General features: G+C 39.0%; 20 protein-coding genes and 1 riboswitch. Of the genes, 10 read left to right on the top strand and 10 right to left on the bottom strand.

Translation table 11 applies throughout. The annotated features are described in order from the left end of the window. Window positions 1–31: 31 nt before the first annotated feature. Together nhaD and lysC are read left to right on the top strand one after the other, a co-directional pair. Complete coding sequence (gene nhaD / locus ISP07_RS00275) at window positions 32–1,282, top strand: sodium:proton antiporter NhaD (protein WP_209326444.1); 1,251 nt, start codon at window positions 32–34, stop codon at window positions 1,280–1,282. A gap of 88 nt (window positions 1,283–1,370) precedes the next feature. After that, a riboswitch (Lysine riboswitch) is annotated at window positions 1,371–1,543 on the top strand. Window positions 1,544–1,624: 81 nt separating this feature from the next. Beyond that, the gene (gene lysC / locus ISP07_RS00270) at window positions 1,625–3,004 is read left to right on the top strand and encodes a lysine-sensitive aspartokinase 3 (RefSeq protein ID WP_209326443.1); all 1,380 of its coding nucleotides are present in this window, start codon (window positions 1,625–1,627) and stop codon (window positions 3,002–3,004) included. Here the strand turns inward: lysC and ISP07_RS00265 are convergent. Then, window positions 2,981–3,718, bottom strand: a complete 738-nt coding sequence (locus tag ISP07_RS00265; protein ID WP_209326442.1) for a 4'-phosphopantetheinyl transferase family protein — start codon at window positions 3,716–3,718, stop codon at window positions 2,981–2,983. The two genes, lysC and ISP07_RS00265, sit on opposite strands and share 24 nt — an antisense overlap. Window positions 3,719–3,866: 148 nt before the next feature. Here ISP07_RS00265 and ISP07_RS00260 point away from each other — a divergent pair, with 148 nt between their 5' ends. After that, window positions 3,867–5,192 carry a sodium-dependent transporter gene (locus ISP07_RS00260; protein ID WP_209326441.1) on the top strand — a complete coding sequence of 442 codons (1,326 nt, stop codon included), beginning with the start codon at window positions 3,867–3,869 and terminating at the stop codon, window positions 5,190–5,192. Window positions 5,193–5,281: 89 nt separating this feature from the next. Here ISP07_RS00260 and ISP07_RS00255 read toward each other — a convergent pair whose 3' ends face one another. Then, complete coding sequence (locus ISP07_RS00255; protein ID WP_138616026.1) at window positions 5,282–6,265, bottom strand: 2-hydroxyacid dehydrogenase; 984 nt, start codon at window positions 6,263–6,265, stop codon at window positions 5,282–5,284. Next, window positions 6,231–6,746: a glutathione peroxidase gene (locus ISP07_RS00250; protein WP_063705772.1), complete on the bottom strand. Its 516-nt coding sequence runs from the start codon at window positions 6,744–6,746 to the stop codon at window positions 6,231–6,233. The genes ISP07_RS00255 and ISP07_RS00250 overlap by 35 nt, the downstream gene beginning before the upstream one ends. A gap of 114 nt (window positions 6,747–6,860) precedes the next feature. On the opposite strand from ISP07_RS00250, the gene ISP07_RS00245 reads away from it, so the two are divergent. Beyond that, the gene (locus ISP07_RS00245; protein ID WP_054551484.1) at window positions 6,861–7,742 is read left to right on the top strand and encodes an NAD(P)-dependent oxidoreductase; all 882 of its coding nucleotides are present in this window, start codon (window positions 6,861–6,863) and stop codon (window positions 7,740–7,742) included. Between the two features lie 39 nt (window positions 7,743–7,781). Here ISP07_RS00245 and sbcB read toward each other — a convergent pair whose 3' ends face one another. Further along, the gene (gene sbcB, locus ISP07_RS00240) at window positions 7,782–9,227 is read right to left on the bottom strand and encodes an exodeoxyribonuclease I (protein WP_119851959.1); all 1,446 of its coding nucleotides are present in this window, start codon (window positions 9,225–9,227) and stop codon (window positions 7,782–7,784) included. 264 nt (window positions 9,228–9,491) lie between these two features. On the opposite strand from sbcB, the gene ISP07_RS00235 reads away from it, so the two are divergent. The 3 genes from ISP07_RS00235 (at window position 9,492) to ISP07_RS00225 (ending at window position 10,835) form a co-directional block, all read left to right on the top strand. Further along, on the top strand, window positions 9,492–9,674 hold the full coding sequence (locus ISP07_RS00235; protein WP_062564539.1) for a hypothetical protein: 183 nt from the start codon (window positions 9,492–9,494) through the stop codon (window positions 9,672–9,674). A gap of 83 nt (window positions 9,675–9,757) precedes the next feature. Then, on the top strand, window positions 9,758–10,342 hold the full coding sequence (locus ISP07_RS00230; protein ID WP_138600517.1) for a hypothetical protein: 585 nt from the start codon (window positions 9,758–9,760) through the stop codon (window positions 10,340–10,342). 112 nt (window positions 10,343–10,454) lie between these two features. Further along, window positions 10,455–10,835 carry a hypothetical protein gene (locus ISP07_RS00225; protein ID WP_209326440.1) on the top strand — a complete coding sequence of 127 codons (381 nt, stop codon included), beginning with the start codon at window positions 10,455–10,457 and terminating at the stop codon, window positions 10,833–10,835. A gap of 12 nt (window positions 10,836–10,847) precedes the next feature. On the opposite strand, the gene ISP07_RS00220 is transcribed toward ISP07_RS00225, so the two are convergent. Together ISP07_RS00220 and ISP07_RS00215 are read right to left on the bottom strand one after the other, a co-directional pair. Further along, a complete protein-coding gene (locus ISP07_RS00220; protein ID WP_138600521.1) occupies window positions 10,848–11,267 on the bottom strand; it encodes a hypothetical protein in 420 nt (139 codons plus the stop codon). Between the two features lie 83 nt (window positions 11,268–11,350). Next, a complete protein-coding gene (locus ISP07_RS00215) occupies window positions 11,351–12,292 on the bottom strand; it encodes a sodium-dependent bicarbonate transport family permease (protein WP_209326439.1) in 942 nt (313 codons plus the stop codon). 110 nt (window positions 12,293–12,402) lie between these two features. On the opposite strand from ISP07_RS00215, the gene ISP07_RS00210 reads away from it, so the two are divergent. Further along, window positions 12,403–13,353 (top strand): LysR family transcriptional regulator, encoded by a 951-nt coding sequence (locus ISP07_RS00210; RefSeq protein WP_209326438.1) that lies wholly within the window; start codon window positions 12,403–12,405, stop codon window positions 13,351–13,353. A gap of 18 nt (window positions 13,354–13,371) precedes the next feature. On the opposite strand, the gene ISP07_RS00205 is transcribed toward ISP07_RS00210, so the two are convergent. The 4 genes from ISP07_RS00205 to ISP07_RS00190 form a co-directional block, all read right to left on the bottom strand. Next, entirely contained in the window at window positions 13,372–14,205 is an 834-nt protein-coding gene (locus ISP07_RS00205; RefSeq protein WP_209326437.1) for a GGDEF domain-containing protein, read from the bottom strand. Between the two features lie 11 nt (window positions 14,206–14,216). After that, complete coding sequence (locus ISP07_RS00200) at window positions 14,217–14,510, bottom strand: hypothetical protein (protein ID WP_209326436.1); 294 nt, start codon at window positions 14,508–14,510, stop codon at window positions 14,217–14,219. 81 nt (window positions 14,511–14,591) lie between these two features. Beyond that, window positions 14,592–15,485, bottom strand: a complete 894-nt coding sequence (locus ISP07_RS00195; RefSeq protein ID WP_166340362.1) for a TIGR01777 family oxidoreductase — start codon at window positions 15,483–15,485, stop codon at window positions 14,592–14,594. 97 nt (window positions 15,486–15,582) lie between these two features. Continuing rightward, window positions 15,583–16,872 (bottom strand): diguanylate cyclase domain-containing protein, encoded by a 1,290-nt coding sequence (locus tag ISP07_RS00190; RefSeq protein WP_209326435.1) that lies wholly within the window; start codon window positions 16,870–16,872, stop codon window positions 15,583–15,585. Window positions 16,873–17,075: 203 nt separating this feature from the next. On the opposite strand from ISP07_RS00190, the gene ISP07_RS00185 reads away from it, so the two are divergent. Then, window positions 17,076–23,390, top strand: a complete 6,315-nt coding sequence (locus tag ISP07_RS00185; protein ID WP_209326434.1) for a M4 family metallopeptidase — start codon at window positions 17,076–17,078, stop codon at window positions 23,388–23,390. A 160-nt stretch (window positions 23,391–23,550) separates the two neighbouring features. Then, window positions 23,551–25,569: an ATP-binding protein gene (locus tag ISP07_RS00180; RefSeq protein WP_209326433.1), complete on the top strand. Its 2,019-nt coding sequence runs from the start codon at window positions 23,551–23,553 to the stop codon at window positions 25,567–25,569. The last annotated feature ends 55 nt before the right edge of the window (window positions 25,570–25,624 follow it).

The raw sequence follows: 25,624 nt of genomic DNA, 5'->3' as shown, positions 1-25,624 counted from the left end.
TTTACATTATTATAAAGGTTGTTCAAACACCATGGTAACCCCACTTATCCTAACCCTGATAGCGGTGGCATTTTTGCTTATCGTTATAGAGGATATTATCCATGTAAACAAGGCCAAAACGACGCTTTTTTTTGGCACTTTATGCTGGATTATCTTATTTATCTCTCCAATTCATGGGCAAAGCCCAGAAACCATACAACATCAACTAGATCACAACATATTAGAAATCGCGACTTTGTGGCTATTCTTAATGGCTGCGATGACCTTTGTAGCGTATTTAAACTCTAAAGGCTTTATCCAGAATATTGTTCATAAAATTATGCCAAATCAAATCAGTGAACGAAAGCTGATGTTTCTGATTGGTGGTTTTGCGTTTTTATTTTCATCTATTTCAGACAACATAACGGCAACTTTAATCTCGCTTGCGGTGGTGATGTCACTTAAGTTAGATCCTAAAAAATTAATAAAATATGCGACCTTAATTGTATTTAGTGTTAACTCGGGTGGGGTGTCGTTGATCACCGGTGATGTGACAACCTTGATGATTTTCTTAGACGAAAAAGTCACTATTGCTAATCTACTATTATTAATTGCCCCTGCACTGACAAGTGTTGCACTGCTGGCGGCAATGTTGTCGGTGGGTATGTCGGGTAATGTGGTGTTTGAAAAGCAAACCGCGCGTCGTATTGAAAAAACAGATATTACTATTGCGGTTATCTTTTTCTCGACGATTATTGCCACTTTAACTTTGAGTGTGCTTTATAGTGTGCCACCGCTATTAACCTTTTTATTTGGTTTATCTCTGATGTTTTTGGTTGCGCAATTCTTAATGCGCAAAAAAGACGTTAACAAAAAAATCATCGATTATATTCGTGAAATTGAATACGACACCTTATTGTTCTTCGTTGGTGTGTTATTGCTGGTTGGCGCATTAAAAGAAGTTGGCATGCTTGCTAAATTTACTCACTTATATGAATTGATGGCACCGGAATATGCCAACTACTTGATGGGGCTATTATCAGCGGCGGTAGATAACGTACCTCTCACTGCAGCACTTTTAAAAGCTGATATAGTGATGAGCCCTCAGCAATGGCTGTCGTTTACTTACGCAACTGGGGTCGGTGGCTCAATGCTTATAATCGGCTCTGCGGCAGGTATTATCGCCATGAGTAAGGTAAAAGCACTGACCTTTATGAGCTATCTTAAAATGTCGGTTTATTTATTAATTGCTTATACCGTTGGTTATTACGGTTCGCACTTAGCGGGCAGTTTAATTTCATAAAACAACTTGACAGCTAGACGTCTAAACGTTAACTTTCGAAGCCTGCTTTTAACAGCAGGCTTTGTTATTTTAACCAGGTGTTAACTTAACATTCAGAAGAGGTGCGATACTTAGGTAATTAATGTGAGGTGACGAACGCCGATGACCATTAATGAGGGAAGTACTCGCCGAGAAAATTAACCGGACGTCACGGTTATTTTTCGGTTTATGGGGCTGAATCCTCAAAACTGTCACCAAACTAGGTGGAGAGCTTCTGGCATGGACTACTCTTTATTTTCAAAGCACCCCCTTGCCGAGTTCTTCTTGAATTACTGTGGATAGTTTTCCACAAAAGGAGACGACATGAATACCCAATTAGCCGCCAACACAAAATCAGATTACGTTGTTGCAAAATTTGGTGGCACCAGTGTAGCTAACTTTGATGCTATGAGCCGCTGCGCTGAAATCATTTGTGCTGATAATCAAGTAAGTATAGTTGCTGTGAGTGCCAGTGCAGGCGTGACAAACCATTTAGTTGCATTGTGTAAAGCTGATTTGAGTGCGGCTGAACGTGACGAGCACATTACAGGCGTAGTCGCCATTCAAGAAGCAATCTTGGCAGAGCTGTCACTGGATGCTGATTTAGCACATGGCTTTAATGAAACGCTTAAGGCTTTTCAAAAGCTAGCATCAGACGGGGCTAAGTCAGTAGCAGATCAAGATGAACTACTGAGCTTTGGCGAGCGTTTGTCATCGTATTTATTTACTCAAGTATTACGCGGTCAAGGTCTTGATGCGGTGCGTTTTGATGTACGTAAAGTGCTAAAAACAGATAGCCAATTTGCTAAAGCTACCCCAAATGTTGCAGCAACCGCTGCGGCTGCTAAAGAGCATTTAGTGCCGCTACTTGATGACCATGTTGTGGTAACCCAAGGTTTTATTGGTAGCAATGAGCACAATCAAACGACCACTTTAGGCCGTGGTGGTTCAGATTACAGTGCTGCATTACTCGCTGAAGCAATTAACGCAAAAAGCGTGCATATTTGGACCGATGTTGTGGGTATTTTTAGTACTGATCCGCGTTTATGCGCTAAAGCAAGCCCAATTGCACGCTTAAGCTTTGATGAAGCGGCAGAAATGGCAACGTTTGGTGCAAAAGTACTGCACCCTGCAACCATTTTACCTGCAAGCCGAAGCCATATTAGTGTGTTTGTTGGTTCAAGCCGTGAGCCGCAATTAGGTGGTACATGGATTGAAAAAGAAAAGTCTCAGCAACCAGGTATTCGTGCCGTAACACAGCGTAAAAACCAAATTCTGTTAACGGTTAAAAGCCCAGAAATGCTCCTAGCGAGTGGTTTCTTAGCGCGTGTATTCACTATTTTAAGTGAGTTTAATATTTCGGTTGATTTGGTTACTACCTCCGAGATCAGTGTTGCAATTACTTTAGATAACGCGCCAAATGCATCACGCCCTGAGCTTGATCAAGCTTGTTTAGATAAGCTTTCTGAGTTTTGTCATGTATCGGTTGAAAATAACTTAACGCTGGTGGCTTTAATTGGTTCTGAAATTCAATTACGTCAGCAAGAAATGAACTTAATGCAGGTATTGAGTGATTTTAATATTCGTTTAATTTGCCACGGTGCAAGTAAACATAACCTGTGTTTCTTAGTTGAGCAAAGTGAGTCAGATGAAGTCGTGCAGGCTATTCACAGCCGACTATTAGAAAGCCAAGTCGCGGCGTAAGTCATTAAAGTTAATAAAAGAGCACTGCCAGTCAGTGCTTTTTTGTGCCACAACACTTATATCAAACCCTTCAATAGAGTTACTACTCGCGCTGAAATTATGTTTGCTCAATTCTTCGAATACATTAGGAGCAAGTAGTTTCGCAATCGGCTGATCACTTGCTTTGGCAAGCGCTTCTTTTAATGTCCAAATTCTAAAAAAGCACTGTGCCTGTTCATCGGGAGCTTCAAAACGGCTAATTAAGTCAACTTCATCTTGATGATAAAAATGCTTTGCGAGTTTGATAAAAGGGCGAGGCTTACTGCTTTGTTCAATATCAAAACCGAATAGCTGTTGTTTTAGGTTAAGAGCTGCACCAATTAAACCATTTGAATGTGATAAACAGGCCCACACAGGTTCTCTGCGTTTTGTATGTAATTTAAGCTTGCTGTCTTTGTCATCAAACTGGCTTGATATTTCATTGAGCGCTAAATCATCATGAGGGTAAGCATGTTGATACAAATACTTTAACGTTAGGCGAGTCGCTAAGTACTCTTGCTTGGCGCTAGGCACTTTGCGTTTTTCAAGTACGCTTAATTCAAACTCACTGAGTAATTTATCAAGGGGTAAACTTGCAACATCAATACGTCTTGCATCCATCAGCATAATTTTTTTAGCTGTTGTTTGGCTTTGCTGCTCGATGATAAGAGTATTCGAAAAGTAGTGACTGCTCATGGTTTAACGCTTACACGAAAGCTCGTATTTAGTTTTGTTTATTTTTACAGCAGATGCACTTTTATAGGCATGAACAAACGCAAATAGTTTACGCAGTTGACTGTAATTATGGTTTAATGAGGAAAAATAATAACAGATTTGTAGATGTATGGCACAAGTTCGTGACGGCTTTCAAAGTCGATTAGGTTTCGTTTTAGCAGCTTCTGGTGCGGCGGTAGGTTTAGGTAATATTTGGGGCTTTCCAACACAAGCGGCAAACCATGGCGGCGGTGCATTTTTACTCGTTTACTTCATTGTTATCTTCTTATTAGCGCTTCCGGCTCTTTATACTGAGCTGTATTTAGGCCACCAAGCGCAAGCGAATCCAGTAAAAGCATTATCTAATGCATGGCAAGACACAGCGCCTAAAGTGGGCGCTGCAGCTGGCTATATTGGCCTCTTTGGTGCGGTTGTAATGCTGAGCTTTTATTCGATAGTTGCAGGGTGGATGCTCGCTTATGCGCTGGAGCCAGTCGCAAGCTTCTTTGGTTTTACTGAGCTAAGTAACTTTTTACACAGTGACTCCATGGCGCGCAATTTTGTGTTTACGCCACTGATGCTTATTCTTACTGCGAGTATTATTTTAAAAGGCGTTAAATCAGGTATCGAAACTTGGTCACGTCGCTTAATGCCATTATTGCTAGTGTTATTAGTGGCGTTAATTGCTTATATCGCGACCCTAGATGGTGCGATGGATGGTTTTGCAGCCTATTTAGTGCCAGATTTTAGTCAAATTCTTGATGCAAACTTAATTATTGCGGCAATGGGGCAAGCGTTCTTTTCATTGTCGTTAGGTGTTGGTTGTATGATGGTTTACGGCTCATATTTAAAACCAGATGCTAACCTGCCGAAACTAACTGGAACCGTGGCATTGCTTGATACTGGTGTAGCCTTTTTAGCGGGTTTATTGATTATACCGGCTATTTTTGTTGCTCAACATAACGGTGTAGAGGTATTTAGCGGTGGTAAATTGGTCGGTGAAGGGCAGTTAATTTTTGCGATTTTACCTGAACTGTTTAGCACAATGGGCCAAGTGGGTTTACTCGTTGGCTTATTATTTTTTGTATTAATGTCGATTGCCTCAGTGACGTCAACTATTTCATCGACCGAAATTCCAGTGGCATTTTTAGTTGAGAATCACAGTATTGAGCGCAAAAAAGCGACCTTATTTGTAACGCTGACCGTGTTTATTGCCTCATCACTGATTATCTTAAACTTTGACTGGTTATTTGGTTTAGTCATTATGGTGCTTACACAGTACCAATTACCTTTAATGGGGCTGTTCTATTTCATTACTGTTGGTTGGTTATGGCAGCGTGGTAATAAATTGCATCAAGTATCGAGCGGCCCTCATTATTGGTTTGCCCAGTACATTCGCTTTATCTGCCCGTTATTAATGACGGCGGTATTCGTGAACGTGGCGTTGTTGAAGTAGAAAGTCCAGTTGCGAGTTTCTAGTTACTAGATAAAAGTAAAAGGCGTGGGTTTAAACTCACGCCTTTTTTAATTAAAGGTGCATTTGCCTTATATAACTTCGTTAGTTAATGGTAAGCCTTGGCTTATTTCATTGGCACTTTGTAATGTGGTACAGGCTATTTCGCTAAGTGCTTCTTGGGTGAAGAAGCCTTGGTGGCCTGTCACTAACACATTCGGAAAACTAATAAGGCGTGAAAAAATATCGTCTTGCATGATTTCTTCACGGTGATCTTTAAAGAATAACTCTGACTCTTGCTCATACACATCTAGGCCTAGGTGTCCAAGCTTTTTAGACTTAAGCGCTTGAATACATGCTTGGCTATCAAGAAGTGCACCACGAGAGGTGTTAATCAGCATGACACCGTCTTTCATTTTCTCAAATGCGCTAGCATCAATTAAATGATGGGTGTGCTCGTTGAGCGGGCAGTGCAATGAGATGACATCACTTTGGGTGAGCAATGTGTCTAAATCGCACAGGGTATAAGGGCCTTCACCAGCCATAGGGTCGCAAACGAGTACCTTAGCTCCAAAGCCATTTAAAATATTAACCAGTGCTAAACCTATTTTGCCACATCCGATAATCCCAATCGTTTTTTTAAACAGATTAAAACCAAGTAAACCGTTTAAATCAAAGTTACCTTCACGCACGCGGTTAAAGGCTTTGTGGGTTTTTCGGTTGAGCGTTAGCATGAGTGCAATACAATGCTCTGCTACTGCTTCTGGGCTATATGCAGGGACGCGGCAAACCTTGATGTTATGCTCTTTGGCAGCATCAAGGTCTACATTATTGAAGCCTGCACAGCGTAACAAGATTGCTTTAATGCCAACAGCCGCCATATCTGCAATGACGTGTTTGTCGACCGTATCGTTAACAAACACGCACACTGCATCGAAACCTTGGCAGAGGGGCGTGGTATTTCTGTTTAAGGATTGCTCAAAATAACTGAGCGAAACAGACTCAGCGTATTCAGTTAGATTCCTTTCAAAAAACGGTTGCTCATACTTTTGCGCACTGAATAAGGCCAGTTTCATCATTTAAATTACTCTCTATCACCATTTTGAGGGTTTCGGGTTTGGTGCGCGGGGCATATCGCGCAACGAGTTGACCTTCTGAGTTTATAAGAAATTTGGTGAAATTCCATTTAATTGCGCGGTTTTGCGCAATTCCTCGAGTATGGCACTTTAAATAATTAAATAAAGGGTGAGCGTCAGGCCCGTTGACTAACACCTTGTTAAAAATGGGAAAGCTGACATCAAAGTGTTGCTGATAAAAGGCTTTAAGTTCATTGCCTTCAAGTGGCTCATTATGGCCAAATTGATTACAGGCAAAACCGAGTACGGTAAATCCTTGCTGTTTATATTCTTGATAGAGTTTTTCAAGGCTTGCCATTTGCACTGAAAAATTACATTTGCTGGCAATATTGACGATAAGCGCTGTTTTACCTTGTAGCGATTCAAGGCTGAAGTTTTCACCAGATGCAAGCTGGGCATTGAAACGATATATACTATCCATGTTTTACCTGTGTGTTTTTAAACGGTTTAAATGAACTTTTTTTCATTCGCTTTTTAGTTATTCGGTTGAGATAATGAAATTGTTACTAATTTATCACTCAAATAGGTCAGTTTTATGTCAATGAAAGTCGCCTTCATCGGATTAGGTGTAATGGGTTATCCAATGGCGGGTCACCTTGCCAACGCAGGTCACAACGTGACAGTTTACAACCGCACAACGGCTAAAGCCCAAAAGTGGGTTTCTGAGTATCAAGGTGAATACGCTGAAACACCAAGTGAAGCAGCAAAAGGGGCTGATATCGTTTTCATGTGCGTAGGTAATGATGATGATTTACGTTCAGTTGTTTATGGCGAACAGGGTGTGCTGGCAAGCATGCATGAGGGCAGCTATTTAGTTGACCACACTACAACGTCAGCTGAAGTGGCACGTGAAGTGGCTGCTCAAGCGAAACTACAAGGCATCGCATTTTTAGATGCGCCGGTTTCTGGCGGTCAAGCTGGGGCAGAAAATGGTGTATTAACTGTGATGGTTGGTGGCGACGAAGCTGATTTTAATGTTGTTCAACCTGTTATGGCTGCTTTTAGCCGTTTTAGCCAATTATTAGGTGAAGTAGGCTCTGGTCAACTGTGTAAAATGGTAAATCAAATTTGTATTGCGGGTGTGGTACAAGGCTTGGCTGAGGGGTTACACTTTGCAAAACAAGCTGGCCTTGATGGTGAAAAAGTAATTGAAACCATCTCTAAAGGCGCTGCAGGTTCATGGCAGATGGAAAACCGCTACAAAACAATGTGGGCTGGCGAATACGAATTTGGTTTTGCTGTTGATTGGATGCGTAAAGATTTAGGCATCGCTTTGGATGAGGCAAAGGCAAACGGCGCAACTTTGCCGATGACGGCAACAGTTGATCAATATTATGCCGATGTACAAGCGTTAGGCGGCGGCCGCTATGACACATCTAGTTTATTAGCGCGTATCGAAGCGTTACATAAAAAGTAATATCCATAAAAAACGCGACAATGATTGTCGCGTTTTTTATTACATGCTTTGTGCGTAATTGTACAACGCTTTTAATATATGCAGATTTTTCTCGTTATCATCATTTTCATGAGCCAGATTTTCAAGAGTGATCATGAAATCTTGGCCACTGATCGACGGGCTATCTTCACCGTGCATTAGCTTGTTTTGGCAATACTGGCGCCATTTTGCTAATTCATCTTGGCTTAGTGTATGTGGCCAGTTTCGAGCGCGATATCTAAATAACAAGGTAGCAAACTTTTTATCATCAAAATCTAGCTGCATTGTGGCTAATTGCTCAGGGCTTGCATCTCGAATAATGGCAAATTTAGCTTTATCTGCATGGCTGGTAAAACCATCATAAAGTTGATAGTCAGGGTTGGTGGTTTCGCCGTAATCACGCTGCTCGTTAAACACTTCGGTTACTTTGTCGCGAAGCTCAGTGTTGGCTTTTAAAATAGCGAGATTTTGTAAGCATTTTTCGCGGTCAATACCCAAACGGGCTGCGTTCTCAGGTAACAAGGTTTTTGCTGGTGCGAGAATAGGGCACTTATTTAAATGCACGAGTTTTAAGCCTACCGGTGCTTCGTCTTCGCCAAGGTCGCTGTGTTTTGTGTAAAGACGCGTGCGTAGCTCTTCAACTGATAAATCTAATAGCACTTGCGGATCTTCAGTCAAATTAAAGCAAATAATGGCGTTTTTATTGACTGGGTGAAAGCTCATTGGTGCAATCCAGCTGGTGCAGCCTTGGCTTGCTGGAATTCGTGATGAGGTGTGCACCAATGGTGTCATGTTAAATACATCAACTAAATCAGCCAGTGCTTTTTTAGAGCGTAAGCTAAAGAAGAACTGATACAACTTAGGTTGTTTTTCTTTTATTAACTTTGCCAGTGCAATAGTCGCTGTTACATCACTTAATGCATCGTGAGCAGCAGCGTGCTCAATGCCATTGGCAACGGTTAAATGCTCGAGCTTAAAGCTTGGCGTACCGTCTTCTTTGAGCGGCCACTCAATGCCTTCTGGGCGTAGTGCATAACAGGCACGCACTAAATCAATAATATCCCAGCGACTATTATTGTTTTTATATTCACGCTCGTATGGGTCATAAAAGTTACGGTATAAGCTGTAACGTGTGACTTCATCATCAAAACGGATACTGTTATAGCCCGCAACACAGGTGTTAGGTTGGCTAAATTCAGCATGGATCTTTGCCATAAACTCAGCTTCGACTAAACCTTTTTGCATCGCAACTTGTGGGGTAATACCCGTTATTAAACACGCTTCAGGGTGGGGCAAGTAATCGGCAGCTGGCTTGCAATACTCAATTAACGGCTCACCAATAATATTTAAATCGAGATCGGTACGAATACCAGCAAATTGACTCGGGCGGTCCTTTTGCGGGCTAGCGCCAAATGTTTCGTAGTCGTGCCAATAAATTGTTGGTTGCTGTTGTTCTGGATATGCCATGCATTAAACCTTGCTAAGCGTAGGGCCGCTTTGACTTATTTTTGAATTGACAGAATTATGGCATAGAGACTTGTTAGTTTATAGAGTTAAAGGTGTTGATGCTGTTTAGTGGTCGTTTTATATACATGTGCGGTATAAAAAATAGCCTAACGGCTAGGTTTTATGCTTATATAGGGTCTAGTCGTTAGTTTTTACCTAAATTTTTATTGTAGTGGCTCGGTATTTGCTAACGAAAACTATCTTTAACAATGAAGGAACAAAAAAATGACTTTATCAGCTTTATTACTATCTACTTTAGCATTCGACGCAGCACCAGCTCCTAGCTTTGATACAACAAAACTTCAAGGTACTGGTGGAATCATTATTCTAAACCCGAAAAAGAAAAATCAAGAATTACAGGGAACTGGTGGGATAATCATTCTTAACCCAAAGAAAAAAGAAAATTAATATAAAGTAAAGAAAACCAGCCAAGAGCTGGTTTTTTTTATGCTATAAGATTATGATTATGAACATCTTTAGTAGGATGATTCATGCAATATTTAGTCGAATTATACAATGAGTTGCTTGTAGCAACAGCTGTTCATAAAGTGTTTTCAGTGCAGGTAATCATTGCAATAAGTTATGCAGTTGCTTTAGTCCTATCATTTTATAGAGCCCTACGAAATAGAGAGCTTTTCAGTGATTTCTTATCAATAGCCGTGGTTGTGTTTAAATATCAGCTTACATCTCTACTTATGGAAAAAGTACTTATATACGTTCAAGAAACCGGTGAAAGTGGAATTGCTCAAAATGTTTATCTGAGTGTGGCTGGGATAAACCTCTTAAGTTTATATATCCTATACAAATTACATCAGCGATTCAGCTATAAGTATGGAGAGCTGTTTTTAAGTGTATTCAAGCTCACGATCGTAGTGACAATCGCACATTTAATTGTCTGGGTTAAGTTTGTTGTCTTAAACATTCAAGAAGAACACGCCTACATACACTACATGTATAGTTTTATTGTGCTCTACATTAGTATTGTCCTTGCTGTTGTAATGTTGTTTCCGGGTCTTTTGAAAACCAAATTAAAACTATTACTTAGTCCAAGCTGGCCTTTTGGAACAAAAAGTTAACATGAATTTATGATGTTTTTCAGTCCTATAACTTCATTTATAATGCTTTTTCCTGATGTATTGCGGACCAAGTTTGGGTGTATAGTAACATTTAGTTTACCGAGGGATCGTAATGCTTGAACTAATTTACATAGCCATTGTCGTTTTAGCCATCTTACTGATTGCAAGTACATGGTTGATTGCGCGCAAAAATATCTTTGAAGATCAAATCAGGTCTAAGTCTGTTGAGGTGGTTTGGTGCACGTTACAAGCTGAGCATGAAACAGATATCAGCAAAGCAATTAAACTATTTAATAAAGCTGAACAGTTAAAGAGTGAAATTGCCACCTTAATGGGTAATTCACCGCAAGCTGCAGACTTTAAGTTAGCAGAGCCTGTTGGGCTTGATAGTAATGAAATAAAAGAGTTATCGCTTGGGGAGCTGCAGCGCTACTACGATAAACAAAATAATATATCCGATATCTACGATAAAATGTACAAAGGTAAGAATTAGTAAAAAGCCAGGTTATTTAACCTGGCTTTGTATTTTGAGCTCATTTTTTATTTGTTTTAGCTGAATATCTGCAAGCTGACTAAGGGCTTCATGAGTGTGATTATCACCTTTAATTAGCCCTGCCATAGAAAGCTTTTTTATACTCTTAATAATACCGTTACTTACTGCTTGTAGTAACGCCCCATCAAGTGTCACTGTGGTTTGTTCGCTACCATTAAGTAGTGAATCAAAGCTAACTTCAGAAGCTTTAGCCACGTTATCAATTAGTTCATAAGGCACTGCAGCAATTTCAATACTTTGCTCGCAAAAACCTGATGTTAACGATAAGTGCCTTTCTAATTCAGCATAGTTTTGCACCTTACAAAGCGTACATATGCGCTTAAAAATATCACTCACATGCTGTTGCTCGGTGCTGAGCGTTTGATTAAACATAGCATGTCCTTGCGCTGCTTTTTTGTTTATATTAAACGACTTTTCAGAAGATCTCATTAATAAAGTTAAGGTGTGACCGTTTTTTAGCCCATAAATAATGCTATTTGATGGTATAAGCCAATTCCTACTAATACATTGAAAGGAAAGGTAATGCCCAAAGAACATAACATGGCTAAACCAATGTCTGCATCGGGTATGGCTGCTTTAATCGCGGCAGGGGCTGCTATGTAAGAGGCACTTGCAACTAGGCTTGCTAGTATTACCACAGAGCCTAATTCTAGTTGTAATGCAGTACCAACGCAGACCCCGATTGCACCTAATAAATTTGGTGTTATAAGAGCAAATAATGCTAATCGCCATTGGTGCCATGGAATAGGGCGCAGAGTTTGTGCAGCCATTAAACCCATTTCAAGTAGGAATAGTGCCAGTACAACTTTAAAGCTGTTCGTTAAGAGACTCGTTACTTGGCTCCCTTGTTGCGTCCCGTACATCATGCCAATAATTACACCACCAACTAGCAGAATGACACTTTTGTTAGTAAGTGTTTCATGCCAAAGTGCTTTTAGAGAAAGGTTTTGTCCAGAACCATTACCAAGGCGGCGATACAGTAACAATCCAACAATAATCGCAGGTAACTCAAGCATTACTAAATACAGAGTGACTTCAGCACCTACATTAAGTGAATTCGATTCAGCATAGGCTAAAGCAACTGCAAATGTACCTGCGCTTACTGAGCCGTAATGGGCAGCAATACTTGCGCTATTAGCAACAGAGAGGTTTAGCAGTTTGTTTAAAATAGGAAACAGCATCAATGGTATTAAGCCACCAAGTAGTAATACAGCGCCCATTTCTGGTAGAAGTTGCCAATGCAAATTGCCATGCAGCACCATACCTCCTTTTAAGCCAATGGTGAGCATTAACAATAGGCTAAGAGTTTCATAGGTCGCTTGCGGAATTTTTAGGTCAGAGCGAAGTAATCCGGCAGTGACTCCTAAAACAAAAAACATTACAACAATATCAGGCACTTTGTTCTCCTCTTGATTAAAAAGCGCCGCTATTCTAGATAAAAAATCACATAGTAAATAATAAAATAAATGATAATATCCTATAGGTTTTTATCTATGGGTTTGATTTTATGGATTTAAGGCATATTTCTTTTCGTTTACTCGAGGTATTCATGTGCGTTGTAAAAACACGCTCAATTAGTGAAACAGCAAGGCAATTACATTTAACGCAACCAACGGTTTCGCAGCAAATTAAGCGCCTGCAAGAAACAGTCAATGAGCCATTAGTGATGGTTAATCAGCAGCGAATTCATGTTACTGAAGCGGGTTTTGCCTTATTTCAAACTTGTCAGCAGGTGTTTGGTCACTTTGATGACTATCAAGATTATCTTGCTGAGCTTAGAGGTGGTGAGAGAGGGCGCTGTAAAATAGCCATGGTTAACACCGCGCAATATATCTTGCCTAAGTTACTTGGTCCGTATAGTAATTTACACCCTCATGTTGAGTTACCCCTTGAAATAGGTAACCGGGCTGAAGTGCTAGCCCGTTTTGAAAGAGGCGAAGACGATATTTATGTCTTTAGTCATCCACCTTCATTAGAACATGCAAAAGCAGGACGGTTTTTACAAAACCCATTAGTGTTTATTGCACCAACCCACCATGCGCTCGCGAGTCAGACTCAGGTCACATTACAAGACTTAGTATCTGAACGTTTTTTGCTTCGAGAGCCTGGATCTGCCACACGAATGCTGTTTGAAAGTGAACTGCAAAGCAGAGGCTTTGTTTTAAGCAACACAGTGCAAATGGCAAGTAACGAAGCTATTCGGGTTGCGGTTGGTTCAGGAATGGGGCTAGGTGTTGTTTCTCGCCACGTATTGCCACCCCATGATACAAGTTTTTGTATGTTAGATGTAAAAGATGTCAATTTAGCTAGTCATTGGTATTTTGTGGTACGCACCGATCGCCATTTATCGCATGCGGCGCGTAGCTTTTTAAAATTTGCTCAGTTGAATTTAGAACAATGTTTAAATAAACAGTGGGTCACTAATGAGCTAAACCTACTCAATGAAAGCTTAAATTAAAGATTCTAACTACCGCATTTAAAATGCCATAGTTACAACTTGATTTCGGCCATTTGACTTGGCTTTGTACAAACCTTTATCGGCTTCTGCGAGCAATTCATTGACATTATTGGTGCCCGATTTATGTGTAATAATACCGACACTGATCGTAAGCTTTAGAGCTTGGTTTTGATAAAAAAAACGATCGTTGTGTATCGCTAAACGAATTCGTTCAGATAGGCTTTCGCCTTGAGTTTGAGTGGTGCTAGGTAGTATGACTGCAAATTCTTCACCACCGATTCTGGCCACCAAATCGTGTTCACGTAGTTGGCTTTTAATCTTTTTTGCAACCCATTTGAGTGCTTCATCTCCTGTTTCGTGTCCATATTGGTCATTTACTTTTTTAAAGAAATCGATATCAATCATCAAAGCGCAGAGTTCAGTCAGGTTATGATTAGCTTGTTCTAAGTAGCTGTTACTAATTGTTATAAATGATCTACGGTTTAATAATCCAGTAAGTGGATCTCGATTTGCTAGATCGTTTAGTACTTGCTCTGATTCTAAAAACATCATTAATGGCCAGATCATGGCGGTTAGAGTGGTAATTATAATATGGCTTATCAGAATGACCGCGAGAATGTGAGTTAAATCAGTATCAATAATGTCTTGATAATCCGAAACTAAAAGCGAAAACTGTAAAAGCATAATTAAAGCATGAATTACAAAGCATAGTTTTAGTAAAGCAAGATGCATGATGCGCTCAACCTGTAGTTTTCTGAGGGCAAAAGCAGCGTAGCTAAAGCATATGGCGATAATGGCCGTGGTGATTATTTGGTTTAACGGGGAGTCATGCACTGGCAGCAATATCAGCATGGATAGAATCACTACAAATGCACAGGCTTTATGGTATTTTTTATCTGACTGAAAGCATGGATCCCTAAAATTGCAGCTAAAGGCGCTGAAATAATGAGTAAATCAGCCAAATAATGGGTAATTAAGGGGAAGTCGATAAAAACACGCAGAGATGCGGTGATCTGCGCAAATACGAAAAGTAAACACGAACTACCCCAATATAAATAGCTTGCTTGTTGTCTCAAGAAATATAAAGACAGTAGAAACGCCCCAATAATCACATTCAATAAAATTGAAATGCTGATTATGGTGGGTAAATGCATCATGATTTTCCCTGGATAATCACTCGACTAAAATCAAGTTAATTATTATGTATTAGTTGAATCTTATCAACCAGTACATTGTAACTATAATTTCAGACTTTCTAATGCGGGCTTCAATGTTGGGTAATGGAAGCGGAAATTGTGATTAAGTAATTTATTGGGAAGCACAAATTGACCATGAAGTAGAAGATCTGACATCTCTCCCATCATCAATTTGAGAACCCAACTAGGCATACGCAACATGGCAGGACGCGAAATCACATTTGCGAGTGTTTGACTAAATTCGTTATTATCAACGGGGTTTGGCGCGGTGGCATTAATTGGTCCGTGAATCTCTTGATGTGAAAGCACAAAAAGAATGAGTTGGATCATGTCGTCAATATGGATCCACGACATCCCTTGACGACCATGACCTAAAGGGCCACCAAAACCAAACTTGAAAGCTGGCAACATTTTACCTAAAGCTCCCCCTTGTTTTGCTAAAACGATGCCTGTACGCAGCAAGCAAACGCGAGTTTGATCACCGTGTGCTTTCGTTGCGGCATGCTCCCAATCACGACAAAGGACATGGCTAAATTCAGGGTAAATATCATTAAAGCTTTCATCGATTGGCTGGTTTTCTTGACGGCCATAAAAACCAATCGCACTGCCAGAAATGAATGTGTGAGGAGGGGACTCACAGCGGCTAATCGCTTTTGAGATTTGTTGGGTAAGATTAATCCGGCTATTAAGTAAAGTGCGCTTTTGCGATTCACTCCAACGTTTATTGACGATTGGCTCTCCTGCAAGATTAATGACAGCATCAATCTCTTCAAAATTGACTTCATCTAACGACTTAACAGTGTGTACCTGATGAGTCAGTATCACAGCAGCTTGTATCGGATTGCGTGTTAGCACAGTAACCTTGTGGTGATTAAGTAAGAAAGGGCACAAATGTCTACCAATGAGGCCTGTTCCACCTGTTAATAAAATATGCATAGTGCTACCTTAATTAAAATTTGTGTGTATTTTTTATACATAGTGATGGGGCTTTTTGCAAATTTATACGTATAAAGCAGTAATTTAGATTAGTCTTCTAGCCGCGATTGTTGTGTATGTGATAACTATTCTTTGACTCATGCTTAGCGTGATACATTGCTTGGTCAGCGAGTTTAAGTAGATGTTGATGATTTAGGCTGTGATCAGGAGCGAGGGCTACTCCAATACTTAATGAAATATTTAATGTCAGCTGTTCGAGTACAAAAGGATTGTCAAAACGTGCTAATAAATGAGTGATCATCGCATTAACGTATCTGTATTTGGCAATATTATGTGTAATTATGACAAATTCATCTCCTCCATAACGATATACATCATCATCAGCTCTAACAGATGACGTAATTCGTTTTGCGGTTTCAATGAGAATTTGGTCACCAATTAAATGACCATACTCATCATTCAGTTTTTTGAATTTATTGATATCTATAAATATAACGGCCAGCTTACTGTCTTTAGAGCAAGTAGAAATGGCTTGCTTTAATGCAGGCTTTAGTTCTGTTCTATTCAAAACACCTGTAAGATGATCATGACTAGCTTGAAAATTTAACTTGCTCGTTCGTTTATAAACAATGTCACTCATGCGTGCAAAACGTTTTAACACAAAACCAATTTCATCGTTGTAATTAATCGTCAACATTTTAGGTCTTTCGCCTTTTTCTAGTTGTTCAGTGTTTTGAATTAACAACTTAAGAGGTTTAAAAAGCCTTGAATTAATATAAAAAGCACAAAAAACTAACAAGGTCACTATTAGTGGTATTTGCAAAGTAACAAACCGAGTTATAAATAGTCTGTTTCTATGGTAGTCAGCATTTTGCTGTTCTAGCTTGGCACGTTCAATATTTTGAAACAGTAAAATATGCTTGCGGATTTGGTCCATATACTGTTTACCCTCATCAGTTAACACAATCTCTTTAGCTTCTTCAAGGGCATAAGGTGTGCCTTGCATTACAAGTGTGACAGTTAACGCTAACTCCGCTAACTTTTTGTCGACTAACTCATCTATTACTGCAAGTGTATTTTGTTGTTCGGGGTTACTTAGCGTTAGTCTATTGATGGCTAAAAAATGTTGTTTAACTTGTTCAAGTGCTGCGTAGTAGGGTTCTAAATAGTTCAGATCTTGCGTTAATAAATAACCACGTTGCCCGGTTTCTGCGTTCGTTATTTGATTGTAGAGCTTTTCTGATTCATCGAGCACATCATGAGTATGGATCACTGCCTCAAGCTTATCCTGACCTTGTTTATCTAATACATAGACAATGAAGGTATTGGCTACCACAACTAAAAAAATGGTAGATAGCAAAAAGATGAATTTAAATCTCAGCGACATTGAAATAGCGACAGCCTAAAATTACTAACCTGTAATGATAAAGTATTGACTGAGGTTGAGTATTTTACCAGTTTGAGTTTTGATATATGGATTCGAAATTTTAGCTAATTCATTAATGTGAGCTTAACAAATTGGTGCAGATTGTGTTTATTTTTGGTATTTTGGTCCCGATAATAAGTAAAAAATGTATTTAAGGAACTATTATGCATAAGGGATTAATTGCAGGTGCTGCAGTTTTTAGTATGTTCAGTGCATACTCTCTTCAAGCTGCAACAGTCGAAAGGGTAAGTCCATCTAACAAGCCTCAACTTCAAAACCTGTTGTTAATGAATCAGACTCTTCAAAAAAGCCAAATAAAAGGCTCTTATTTTGAAGAGATTACTTCTACTCACCAACACTCTAATAGTGTGTTAAGAAAAAGCACATCAAATAAAATTCTGCAGCAGTATTACTCTGGTATTCCTATTTGGGGTCAGCAAATTCGTGTTCAAGAGAAGTCACAGCACATGAGTGGCTTTTTTGCGACCGGCATCAATGATGCGCAATTACAATTAAGAGCGAACAATCAATTTGATTTAGATACTGCAGTTAACGCAGTACTTGAAGCTGCTAAATTGTCATTAGACTTGCCATATAAGCTTATAAAATCAGAACGTTATATTTATGTTAAGGATGATAAAGCTCATTACGCATATTTAATTGAACTTGAAATTTTAAATGCCGAACATGAGTCAAAGCCTTCAGCTATCATCAATGAAAATACTTATGAAGTGTATAAAGCGTGGAATAATATTAAGCACACACAGGCGATGGGTCCTGGGGGGAATGAGAAAGTTGGCCGTTATGAATATGGCGAAGATTATCCTGCCTTTGCAGTTTCTCAAGTAGGAGAAACATGCTTTTTAGAGAATGATAAAGTGAAAACTGTTTCGATGGAGTCAGGCAGTGAGCCATCATCTGCGTTTTCATTCCCGTGTGATCGAAATACTCACAAAGAGGTCAATGGTGCCTATTCGCCTTTAAACGATGCGCATGCATTTGGTACATCAGTGTTTGATATGTATGAGCAATGGTACAACACGGCGCCCCTGACCTTTAAATTATTACTGCGTGTTCACCAAGGAGATGGATGGGAAAACGCCACCTGGAATGGCTCTGCAATGAGTTTTGGTGATGGTGCTGATAGCTTTTACCCACTAGTATCTTTGGATATTGTATCTCACGAGGTAAGTCATGGTGTAACAGAACAAAATTCTAATTTATTTTATTTTGACCAATCAGGCGGGATAAATGAATCTTTTTCAGACATGGCTGGTGAAACTGCTGAATACTTTGTCAGAGGCACTACAGATTGGTTGTCGGGTGCCGACATCACAAAAAATAGAACTGCATTGCGTTATTTTGAAACACCGTCAAATGATGGTATTTCAATAGACCATGCATCAGAGTTTTATTCTGGCATTGATGTCCATTACAGTAGTGGTGTATTTAACAGAGCATTTTATTTACTTGCAAATAAGCCTGAGTGGGATCCGCGAAAAGCTTTTCAAATTATGCTTTACGCAAACCAAAATTATTGGGTTAATTCAACTGACTTTATCGATGGAGCATGTGGTGCAATAAACAGCGCCATAGATTTAGGTTATGCAGCAAATGATGTTGTTGATGCATTCAATACGGTAGGCGTTGTATGTAATAACATCCAATTCATTGATAATGATAACGATGAAATGGATGACAACTGGGAGCTGTTATATTCACTTGACTCATCAGACCCTACAGATGCAGCAGGTGATCTTGATGAAGATGGATTGAGCAACCTAGAAGAATACAGATTAAATTCGTTGCCAAATAATTCTGATACAGATGACGATGGCCTAACGGACTATCAAGAACATCATGAATATCAAACGAGCTTAACTAATCCAGATTCTGATAACGACAAAATGACAGATGGTTGGGAAGTCAATTTTACGTTAGATCCACTAGACAGTGCAGATGCACAAAGTGACTTAGATCAAGATAGCTTCACTAACCTAATTGAATTTTTATTAGGTTCAGACCCAACGGATGCTGATTCTACGCCTTCAATTCCTGCAACAATCTCTTTTAACTTTAACGATAACCTTGTTCCTGAAAGTTTTAATTTTACAGATCCTTCTACGCCATGGGTAACGTCACAAATAGATGAAAGCTATAGCTTCTCTTTGGCTAATAATGATATTGACGATAGTCAAGCGACTAGTTTTGAATACAGCTTTGTAACAGACCAGACTAAGTATTTAAGTTTCATTTATAAACTTTCTACAGAAGCAGGTTTTGACCATTTGTATGTATACCTAAACGAGCAATTAATTGTTATTGATTCTGGTATTACCGATTGGCGCTCTTTCGAGCAGGTTATTCCTGTAGGCTTAAATACACTTAAATTCGCTTACATTAAAGATGGTTCTGTATCATCAGGCTTAGATACAGTTTTCATTGATAACATTTATATCAGTAATGAATTTGCTGATAATGATGGTGATTCAATACCCGACTCTTGGGAAGTTGCACACGGACTAGATCCTTCGAATCCAGACGATGCATCATTGGATAATGATAATGACGGTTTGAGTAACCTCAATGAATTTTTAAATCAGGGCGATCCTAATAACCTTGATACAGATGGAGACCAAATTCCAGACGGCTGGGAATATGAGCATGGTCTAAATTTAACAGACTCTACTGATGCAATGCTTGATAGTGACAATGATGGATTTAGTAACTACACCGAGTTTCAGTTACAAACAGACCCACAAGATGCAGCGTCATTTCCAGAGCAATTGAATCTAACTAGTTCATTTGAAGACTCTCAACTACCTCAATGGTTTAACCATTCATCAGAGAACAATGCAGATTGGTACATTGATAATAGTTTTGCTACCGATGGTTCGCAAAGCATTCGCTCCGGTAAAATCTCAGATGGTCAAATGAGCTCATTCAGTGCTACAGGCGTCTTCGCTGAAGCATACCTTGTATTTGACTATAAAATAGAGTCTGAAGAATGTTGCGACTCTTTTATAATGAAAATTAATGGTTCAAACAGTGATATTGAGTGGATCGCTGGGACTAAAGAAGGGTCGGTAATTGTTAAAATCCCCGAAGGTGTTAACGTTATTGATTTTTCATATTCAAAAGATGGATCAATATCTACTGGAGAGGATGCTGTTTGGCTAGATAATTTTAAGTTTATTGCTAAAACGAGCGATGCTGATACAGATAGTGATGGGTTGCCAGATTTTTGGGAAGTTGAAAATGGGCTTAATTTAACTGATGCTAATGATGCATCTTCTGACTACGATAATGACGCATTAACAGCTCTGCAAGAGTATGGTATTGGAACAGATCCTAGGCATTCGGATAGTGATGGAGATGAACTTCCTGACGGTTACGAAGTAAATGTACTTATGACCTCACCGATTAATGCAAATGTTACTGGTGCTGATTTAGATGAAGATGGTTATACAGACGTACAAGAGTATTATGCACAAAGCTCGCCTTCAGAATACGCTTCAACGCCTTCAGCAATTAATAACCTTTTCGAAAGCTTTGAAAGTGCAGGATTACCTAACCGCTTTACGGTGTTAGCAGCAAATAATGTTGACTGGATTTCAAGTAGTACTTGGTCTTCTAACGGAGTGAATAGCCTTTCTTTCAATCCTAAATTTGATGGCGAAAATTATACAGAAGTAAATGCAGGTTTTGCTATTGCTGGCTTGTTTGAGCAGGGTTTTATCACAATTGACTATAGAGTTAACAAATATGACCGCTTTAATGTTCAACTAAACAACGAAAACATTCAGGTTCAATATAATGAGTCTCGTTTACTAATACCTGTCACTGATGGCTTCAACGTCATAAAATTTAATCTAGTTGATGCTGATTTTTACCGCTATGATTCATTCTTTATTGATAGAGTTATGTGGGTTTCAGAGGTTGATACTAGTTTAGATAGCGACAATGACGGTATTGCAGATTTTTGGGAGTATCAATTTGGCTTAAATGTTCTTGACTCATACGATGCAAGTCAAGATTTAGACAGAGATGGTTTGACTAACTTAACTGAGTTTGAAATCGGTTCTAACCCAACTGCTGAAGATACTGATTCAGATGGTGTGGTTGATAGTGAGGATAGTCATCCAGATGATCCAAATTTAGGAGAAAATTTACCACCTGTTTTCTCTGATTTGACACCTGTGACAATTGAAGGTGTCTATGAAAACACATCTATTCCTAGAAGTCTTTATCCTGAGGTTACTGATAACAATAGAGCAGCGGTTGAGGTATACCCTTTATCTAGAACGCTAGTTTATGGTGAGAATCAAGTAACTTGGGTCGCTGAAGATATTGCAGGGAATAGCGCAAGAGCTGTGCAAACTTTCTATGTTACTGATACGACGGCTCCAACCATCCGAAATGATGTCGTCGCTATGAACGGCGAATTTACTGAAGAACAATTGTTTGAAACTTTGCTAGAGCAGTTTATTGTTTTTGATAGGGTCTCAGGTATCAAAGAAATAACTGTCGCGTCTGGGTTAGATATAGAATTTGAGTCAGGGCGTTACTCTGTAGATATTATCGCAAGCGATAATGCTGGTAATACAGCTTCAGGCACAATAAACCTACATATAAATCCTCGTATTGATATTCAGCCTTATACCTATGCTTATCGAAATGCTCTGCCCGTCGTTGCGCTTAATGTAAGAGGTAAACCGCTATATGATTATTTGGGGTTAAATTTAAGTGCTGGAAATTATAGCCATTATGTTGGTGACTACAGTATTGAAGGGATCAAGAATGTAGTCTTCCCAAGTATCTTGGAATCGTCAATCGATTCAATTGAGCTTGAAGTATACGACGGCGGTTATACAGGGGAATTTAGTAAATCTGAAATAATTCATTTAGATGAAGATGCTCCGCGCAGTATCAGCGCTACTTATAAACAAAATGGTAAAAAAATGGCAAGTTTGGTCAAAGGAAATAGTGCCGACCTTTCTATTCAAGTATATGGCTTTTCAAATTATGAAAGTTTAGAGCTAAAAGTAACATTATTATCTGGTGAACAAGTCTTCAATGAAGTTGACGTGTATATGTATGACACATCAATTTGGAGTGGCTATTTTGGTATTGAAGATACTTGGCAAGGAGACATTACCTTACAGTATGACATTTTACAAAATGGTGAGTCGGTTCTGACTAAAACTGAGACCGTGCCATTAATTAATAATGTTATCTTTGATGATGAAAGTGCGGACACCGATGGTGATAATATCCCTGATAGCATAGAGTGGATAGGCGACAGTGATGGTGATGGAATTGTTGATTTCTTAGATAATTCAGCAAACACCTCGAAGGGGGTACTCGCATCTGACTCTTATGTATATACGAACAATGTTTTCCATATCATCAGAGCAGGTGACGTTATTCGCACTCACAGTGAGCACTTCATAGAAAATATGAATGTCTCTGAAGAGATGTTGCTTGATGCCTTCACGGAGATGAGGGTTGAAGATCCTCATTTCCAATTGAAGAGTGACATGATAAACATCAATGTTGAGCTCGCTCAGCGAACAGAATCAGTAGACCTTGCTTTACCAATGCTTGAAAACGCTTTATTGAGCGATGAGCTACAAGCACGCGTACTAACGTTAAGTGGTTGGAAATCGGTAGAGATAATTGAAAACAGCGAGTTTAGTGCTGAGTGCAGTAATTGTTCAGTGATTAGGATTGAAGATGGTAGTGAATTTGACTTAGACGGCGTGAAAAATGGTTTTGTTGAGGTTGTCGCAAAACTTGCACAAGAAAGTCTTAATAGCGCACCAACATTGTCTCTTATTATTCCAGAAACGATAGAAGAGCTGCATACTTTCGTTTTAGATGCGTCAGGCACGTCAGATAGCGACGCAGATGAGCTAACGTATCACTGGTCTATTTCAATACCTGAAGTTACTATCGAAAACCAAAATGAAAGTATAGCAATCTTAAAAGTGTCAGAGCTAATAGAGTCAAAGCAAGGGACAATTTCTTTAACCATTAACGATGGTTATGAGGAATTTGTTCATGAACAATCTGTTCTATTCGTGCATGTAAACCAATTGCCAACTATTGAACTTGCTAGTAGTTATACAGTTAATGAGAATGCAGACGGTGTAATTACCGTTTCTGCGACAGATAAGGAATCACAGTCGTTAACTTACAATTGGACACAAACGCAAGGTCTTCAAGCTGATATTCTTCAATCGAATTCGGCAACGTTAAAATTCAAATCTCCAGCTGTTTCAGAGGATTCATTGCTCAAATTCAAAGTAGCAGTTTCGGATGGGGAAGGAACTACAGAACAATCGATAGATGTTACAGTTAAAAATGTACCTACTACTAGCAATAGTGATAAAGCTGAATCTAGTAGCGGTGGCGTTTTTGTATTTCTCATTGCTTTGTTACCTTTTGTTTATAGAAGGCGACTATACAGAGCTTAAAATAGCGAAAAAAGCCCCTTTTAAAGGGGCTTTTTTAATAGGAGCAAGTCATTATAAATAATTTAAATACAGTCATAAATTATGATTACTACTGTTGTTATTTTAAATTCTTGGTATGCTTATTAAAGCAAAATAAAATTCGTGTAACTAGGGAGCTAGGTTGAACTTTCTGCGCCAATTTCACAACATCGTTTCTGATCAAAATACTGACTTCTCAGAGAAAATAACTGAGTTACTAAAATTTGGTCTAGATGTATTTAATCTTGATTTTGCGATAATCAGTCATGTAGAAAATAATGTTTACACGGTCATACACGTAATTGCTCCAGATGATGCAATTGCTGTTGGTACTCAGTTTGAACTATCGGGTACGTATTGCACCCATACGCTCACAGCGAATAAAGCGATATCTTTTCATCAAGCCTCTAAAAGTACTATTGCAGAGCATCCTTGTTATCTGAATTTCAAACTAGAATCTTATATTGGCGCACCTATTTTTGTAGGTAATAAAGTCTTTGGTACTCTTAACTTTTCTGCACCGCAACCTTCACCGCCTTTTAATGATGATGCCCATGATTATGTTGAGCTTTTTGCGCAATGGCTTGGAAATGAGTTTGCACGAAATTCAGCATCAAAAAAATTAATAAAAAAGAACTCTATGCTTGCTCAAGTTGAGAAAGTTGCGAAGATTGGTTCATGGGAGTTAGATCTTGCATCAAATCGCCTTTATTGGAGTAAACAAACAAAAGCGATCCATGAGGTACCAGAAGATTTTACTCCCTTACTTGATAATGCCATAGAATATTACAAAAAAGGGCCAAGTAGGGATGCCATTGAGCTTGCTGTGAAAGAAGCTATTGAAGATGGAAAACAGTGGAATATCGAAATTGAATTGATCACAGCGAAAGGTAAACCTATATGGGTATCCACTTTTGGTGAACCTGAATTCAAAAACGGAAAGTGCGTAAGATTAATAGGTACATTTCAAGATATTACTAAATCGGTATTATTGCGAGAAGAACTTAAAAAGCAAAAGGCTGACGCAGAACGCACCTTAGAAGATCGTAGTATTTTACTTGCAAAAATAAGTCATGAATTACGTACTCCGTTGAATGGTATAACTGGCATGTTGACGACTTTGCTTTATGAGAAATCTGAGCAAAAGCGTGAAGAGAAGTTGAAAGTTGCGCTTCGTAGCGCCGATATATTGCTTAATATTATTAATGAAGTTCTCGATTTTTCGAAAATTAACCATGGAGAGCTGAAACTAGAGCCATGTCATTTCTTGTTAAAGACAATTTTTGTTGACCTTGCTTCGTTATATTTACCGCTATACCAAGAAAAGAACTTAAATTTTGAAGTTGATATTGATATCAGTGATAAGTGCTGGACTTACTGTGATAACACGCGGATCACCCAAATAGTGTCTAACTTGTTAAGCAACGCATTAAAATTTACTGAGCAAGGTGATATTAAATTGCGCGCTGTCGCACAGCAACAAGGTGATGATGTGCTTCTAAATCTGCGGGTAAGTGATAGTGGTGTCGGCATGTCAGAATCTTTTATGAAGTCACTATTCTCTCCCTTTACACAAGAAGTAAACAAAGAGCGTAAAAAAGGTGGTACAGGGCTTGGCCTTGCAATAGTTAAGGAACTTATTGACTACATGGGCGGCTCTATTAAAGTTACTAGCGAATACGGCAAAGGAAGTTGTTTTGATATTCAATTAACTTTAAAAAGGGGAGTAGCTCAGACGTCTGACCTTATTACTGCCGCAAATATTGACTTTTCAACCTTGCCATTGTCGATACTTGTTGTTGATGATAATCAAATTAATCGTTTTGTTCTAAAAGCCCATTTAGAAAAGTTAGGTTTAACTGCCGATTATGCATGCGATGGTATTGATGCGATAAATAAGTGCAAACAAAATAACTACAATCTAATATTTATGGATTGTGTAATGCCTGAAATGGATGGTATTGAAGCAACTAGTATTTTAAGAGAAGAGCTAATTTGCCCGGTACATAAAACTTACATAGTTGCTTTGACAGCTAATACTTCAGCCGATGATAAGGCTGCATGTAAGCGAGCTGGTATGGACTTGTTTGTTTCTAAACCTGTTAAAAATACAGCCATAGAACAAGCTATTATTTCAGTAAAAGAGCACTTATTTATGTAATGTTTTTTCTAATTAACCTCACTAAATGGCTCGCGATCAGAGTCCAATAAAAAAG

The sequence above is a fragment of the Pseudoalteromonas sp. PA2MD11 genome, assembly GCF_017808125.1.
Lineage (GTDB): Bacteria > Pseudomonadota > Gammaproteobacteria > Enterobacterales > Alteromonadaceae > Pseudoalteromonas > Pseudoalteromonas simplex.
This window is presented reverse-complemented; position numbering and strand designations above follow the sequence as displayed.

Excerpts from the sequence above, each read along its gene's own strand:
- lysC (WP_209326443.1), top strand. The coding sequence starts at position 1,625 with ATGAATACCCAATTAGCCGCCAACACAAAATCAGATTACGTTGTTGCA.
- ISP07_RS00265 (WP_209326442.1), bottom strand. The coding sequence starts at position 3,718 with ATGAGCAGTCACTACTTTTCGAATACTCTTATCATCGAGCAGCAAAGC.
- ISP07_RS00210 (WP_209326438.1), top strand. The coding sequence starts at position 12,403 with ATGGATTTAAGGCATATTTCTTTTCGTTTACTCGAGGTATTCATGTGC.
- ISP07_RS00220 (WP_138600521.1), bottom strand. The coding sequence starts at position 11,267 with ATGTTTAATCAAACGCTCAGCACCGAGCAACAGCATGTGAGTGATATT.
- ISP07_RS00245 (WP_054551484.1), top strand. The coding sequence starts at position 6,861 with ATGTCAATGAAAGTCGCCTTCATCGGATTAGGTGTAATGGGTTATCCA.
- nhaD (WP_209326444.1), top strand. The coding sequence starts at position 32 with ATGGTAACCCCACTTATCCTAACCCTGATAGCGGTGGCATTTTTGCTT.
- ISP07_RS00235 (WP_062564539.1), top strand. The coding sequence starts at position 9,492 with ATGACTTTATCAGCTTTATTACTATCTACTTTAGCATTCGACGCAGCA.
- ISP07_RS00195 (WP_166340362.1), bottom strand. The coding sequence starts at position 15,485 with ATGCATATTTTATTAACAGGTGGAACAGGCCTCATTGGTAGACATTTG.
- sbcB (WP_119851959.1), bottom strand. The coding sequence starts at position 9,227 with ATGGCATATCCAGAACAACAGCAACCAACAATTTATTGGCACGACTAC.
- ISP07_RS00205 (WP_209326437.1), bottom strand. The coding sequence starts at position 14,205 with ATGCTGATATTGCTGCCAGTGCATGACTCCCCGTTAAACCAAATAATC.
- ISP07_RS00190 (WP_209326435.1), bottom strand. The coding sequence starts at position 16,872 with ATGTCGCTGAGATTTAAATTCATCTTTTTGCTATCTACCATTTTTTTA.
- ISP07_RS00250 (WP_063705772.1), bottom strand. The coding sequence starts at position 6,746 with ATGGATAGTATATATCGTTTCAATGCCCAGCTTGCATCTGGTGAAAAC.
- ISP07_RS00230 (WP_138600517.1), top strand. The coding sequence starts at position 9,758 with ATGCAATATTTAGTCGAATTATACAATGAGTTGCTTGTAGCAACAGCT.
- ISP07_RS00185 (WP_209326434.1), top strand. The coding sequence starts at position 17,076 with ATGCATAAGGGATTAATTGCAGGTGCTGCAGTTTTTAGTATGTTCAGT.
- ISP07_RS00225 (WP_209326440.1), top strand. The coding sequence starts at position 10,455 with ATGCTTGAACTAATTTACATAGCCATTGTCGTTTTAGCCATCTTACTG.
- ISP07_RS00260 (WP_209326441.1), top strand. The coding sequence starts at position 3,867 with ATGGCACAAGTTCGTGACGGCTTTCAAAGTCGATTAGGTTTCGTTTTA.
- ISP07_RS00200 (WP_209326436.1), bottom strand. The coding sequence starts at position 14,510 with ATGATGCATTTACCCACCATAATCAGCATTTCAATTTTATTGAATGTG.
- ISP07_RS00255 (WP_138616026.1), bottom strand. The coding sequence starts at position 6,265 with ATGAAACTGGCCTTATTCAGTGCGCAAAAGTATGAGCAACCGTTTTTT.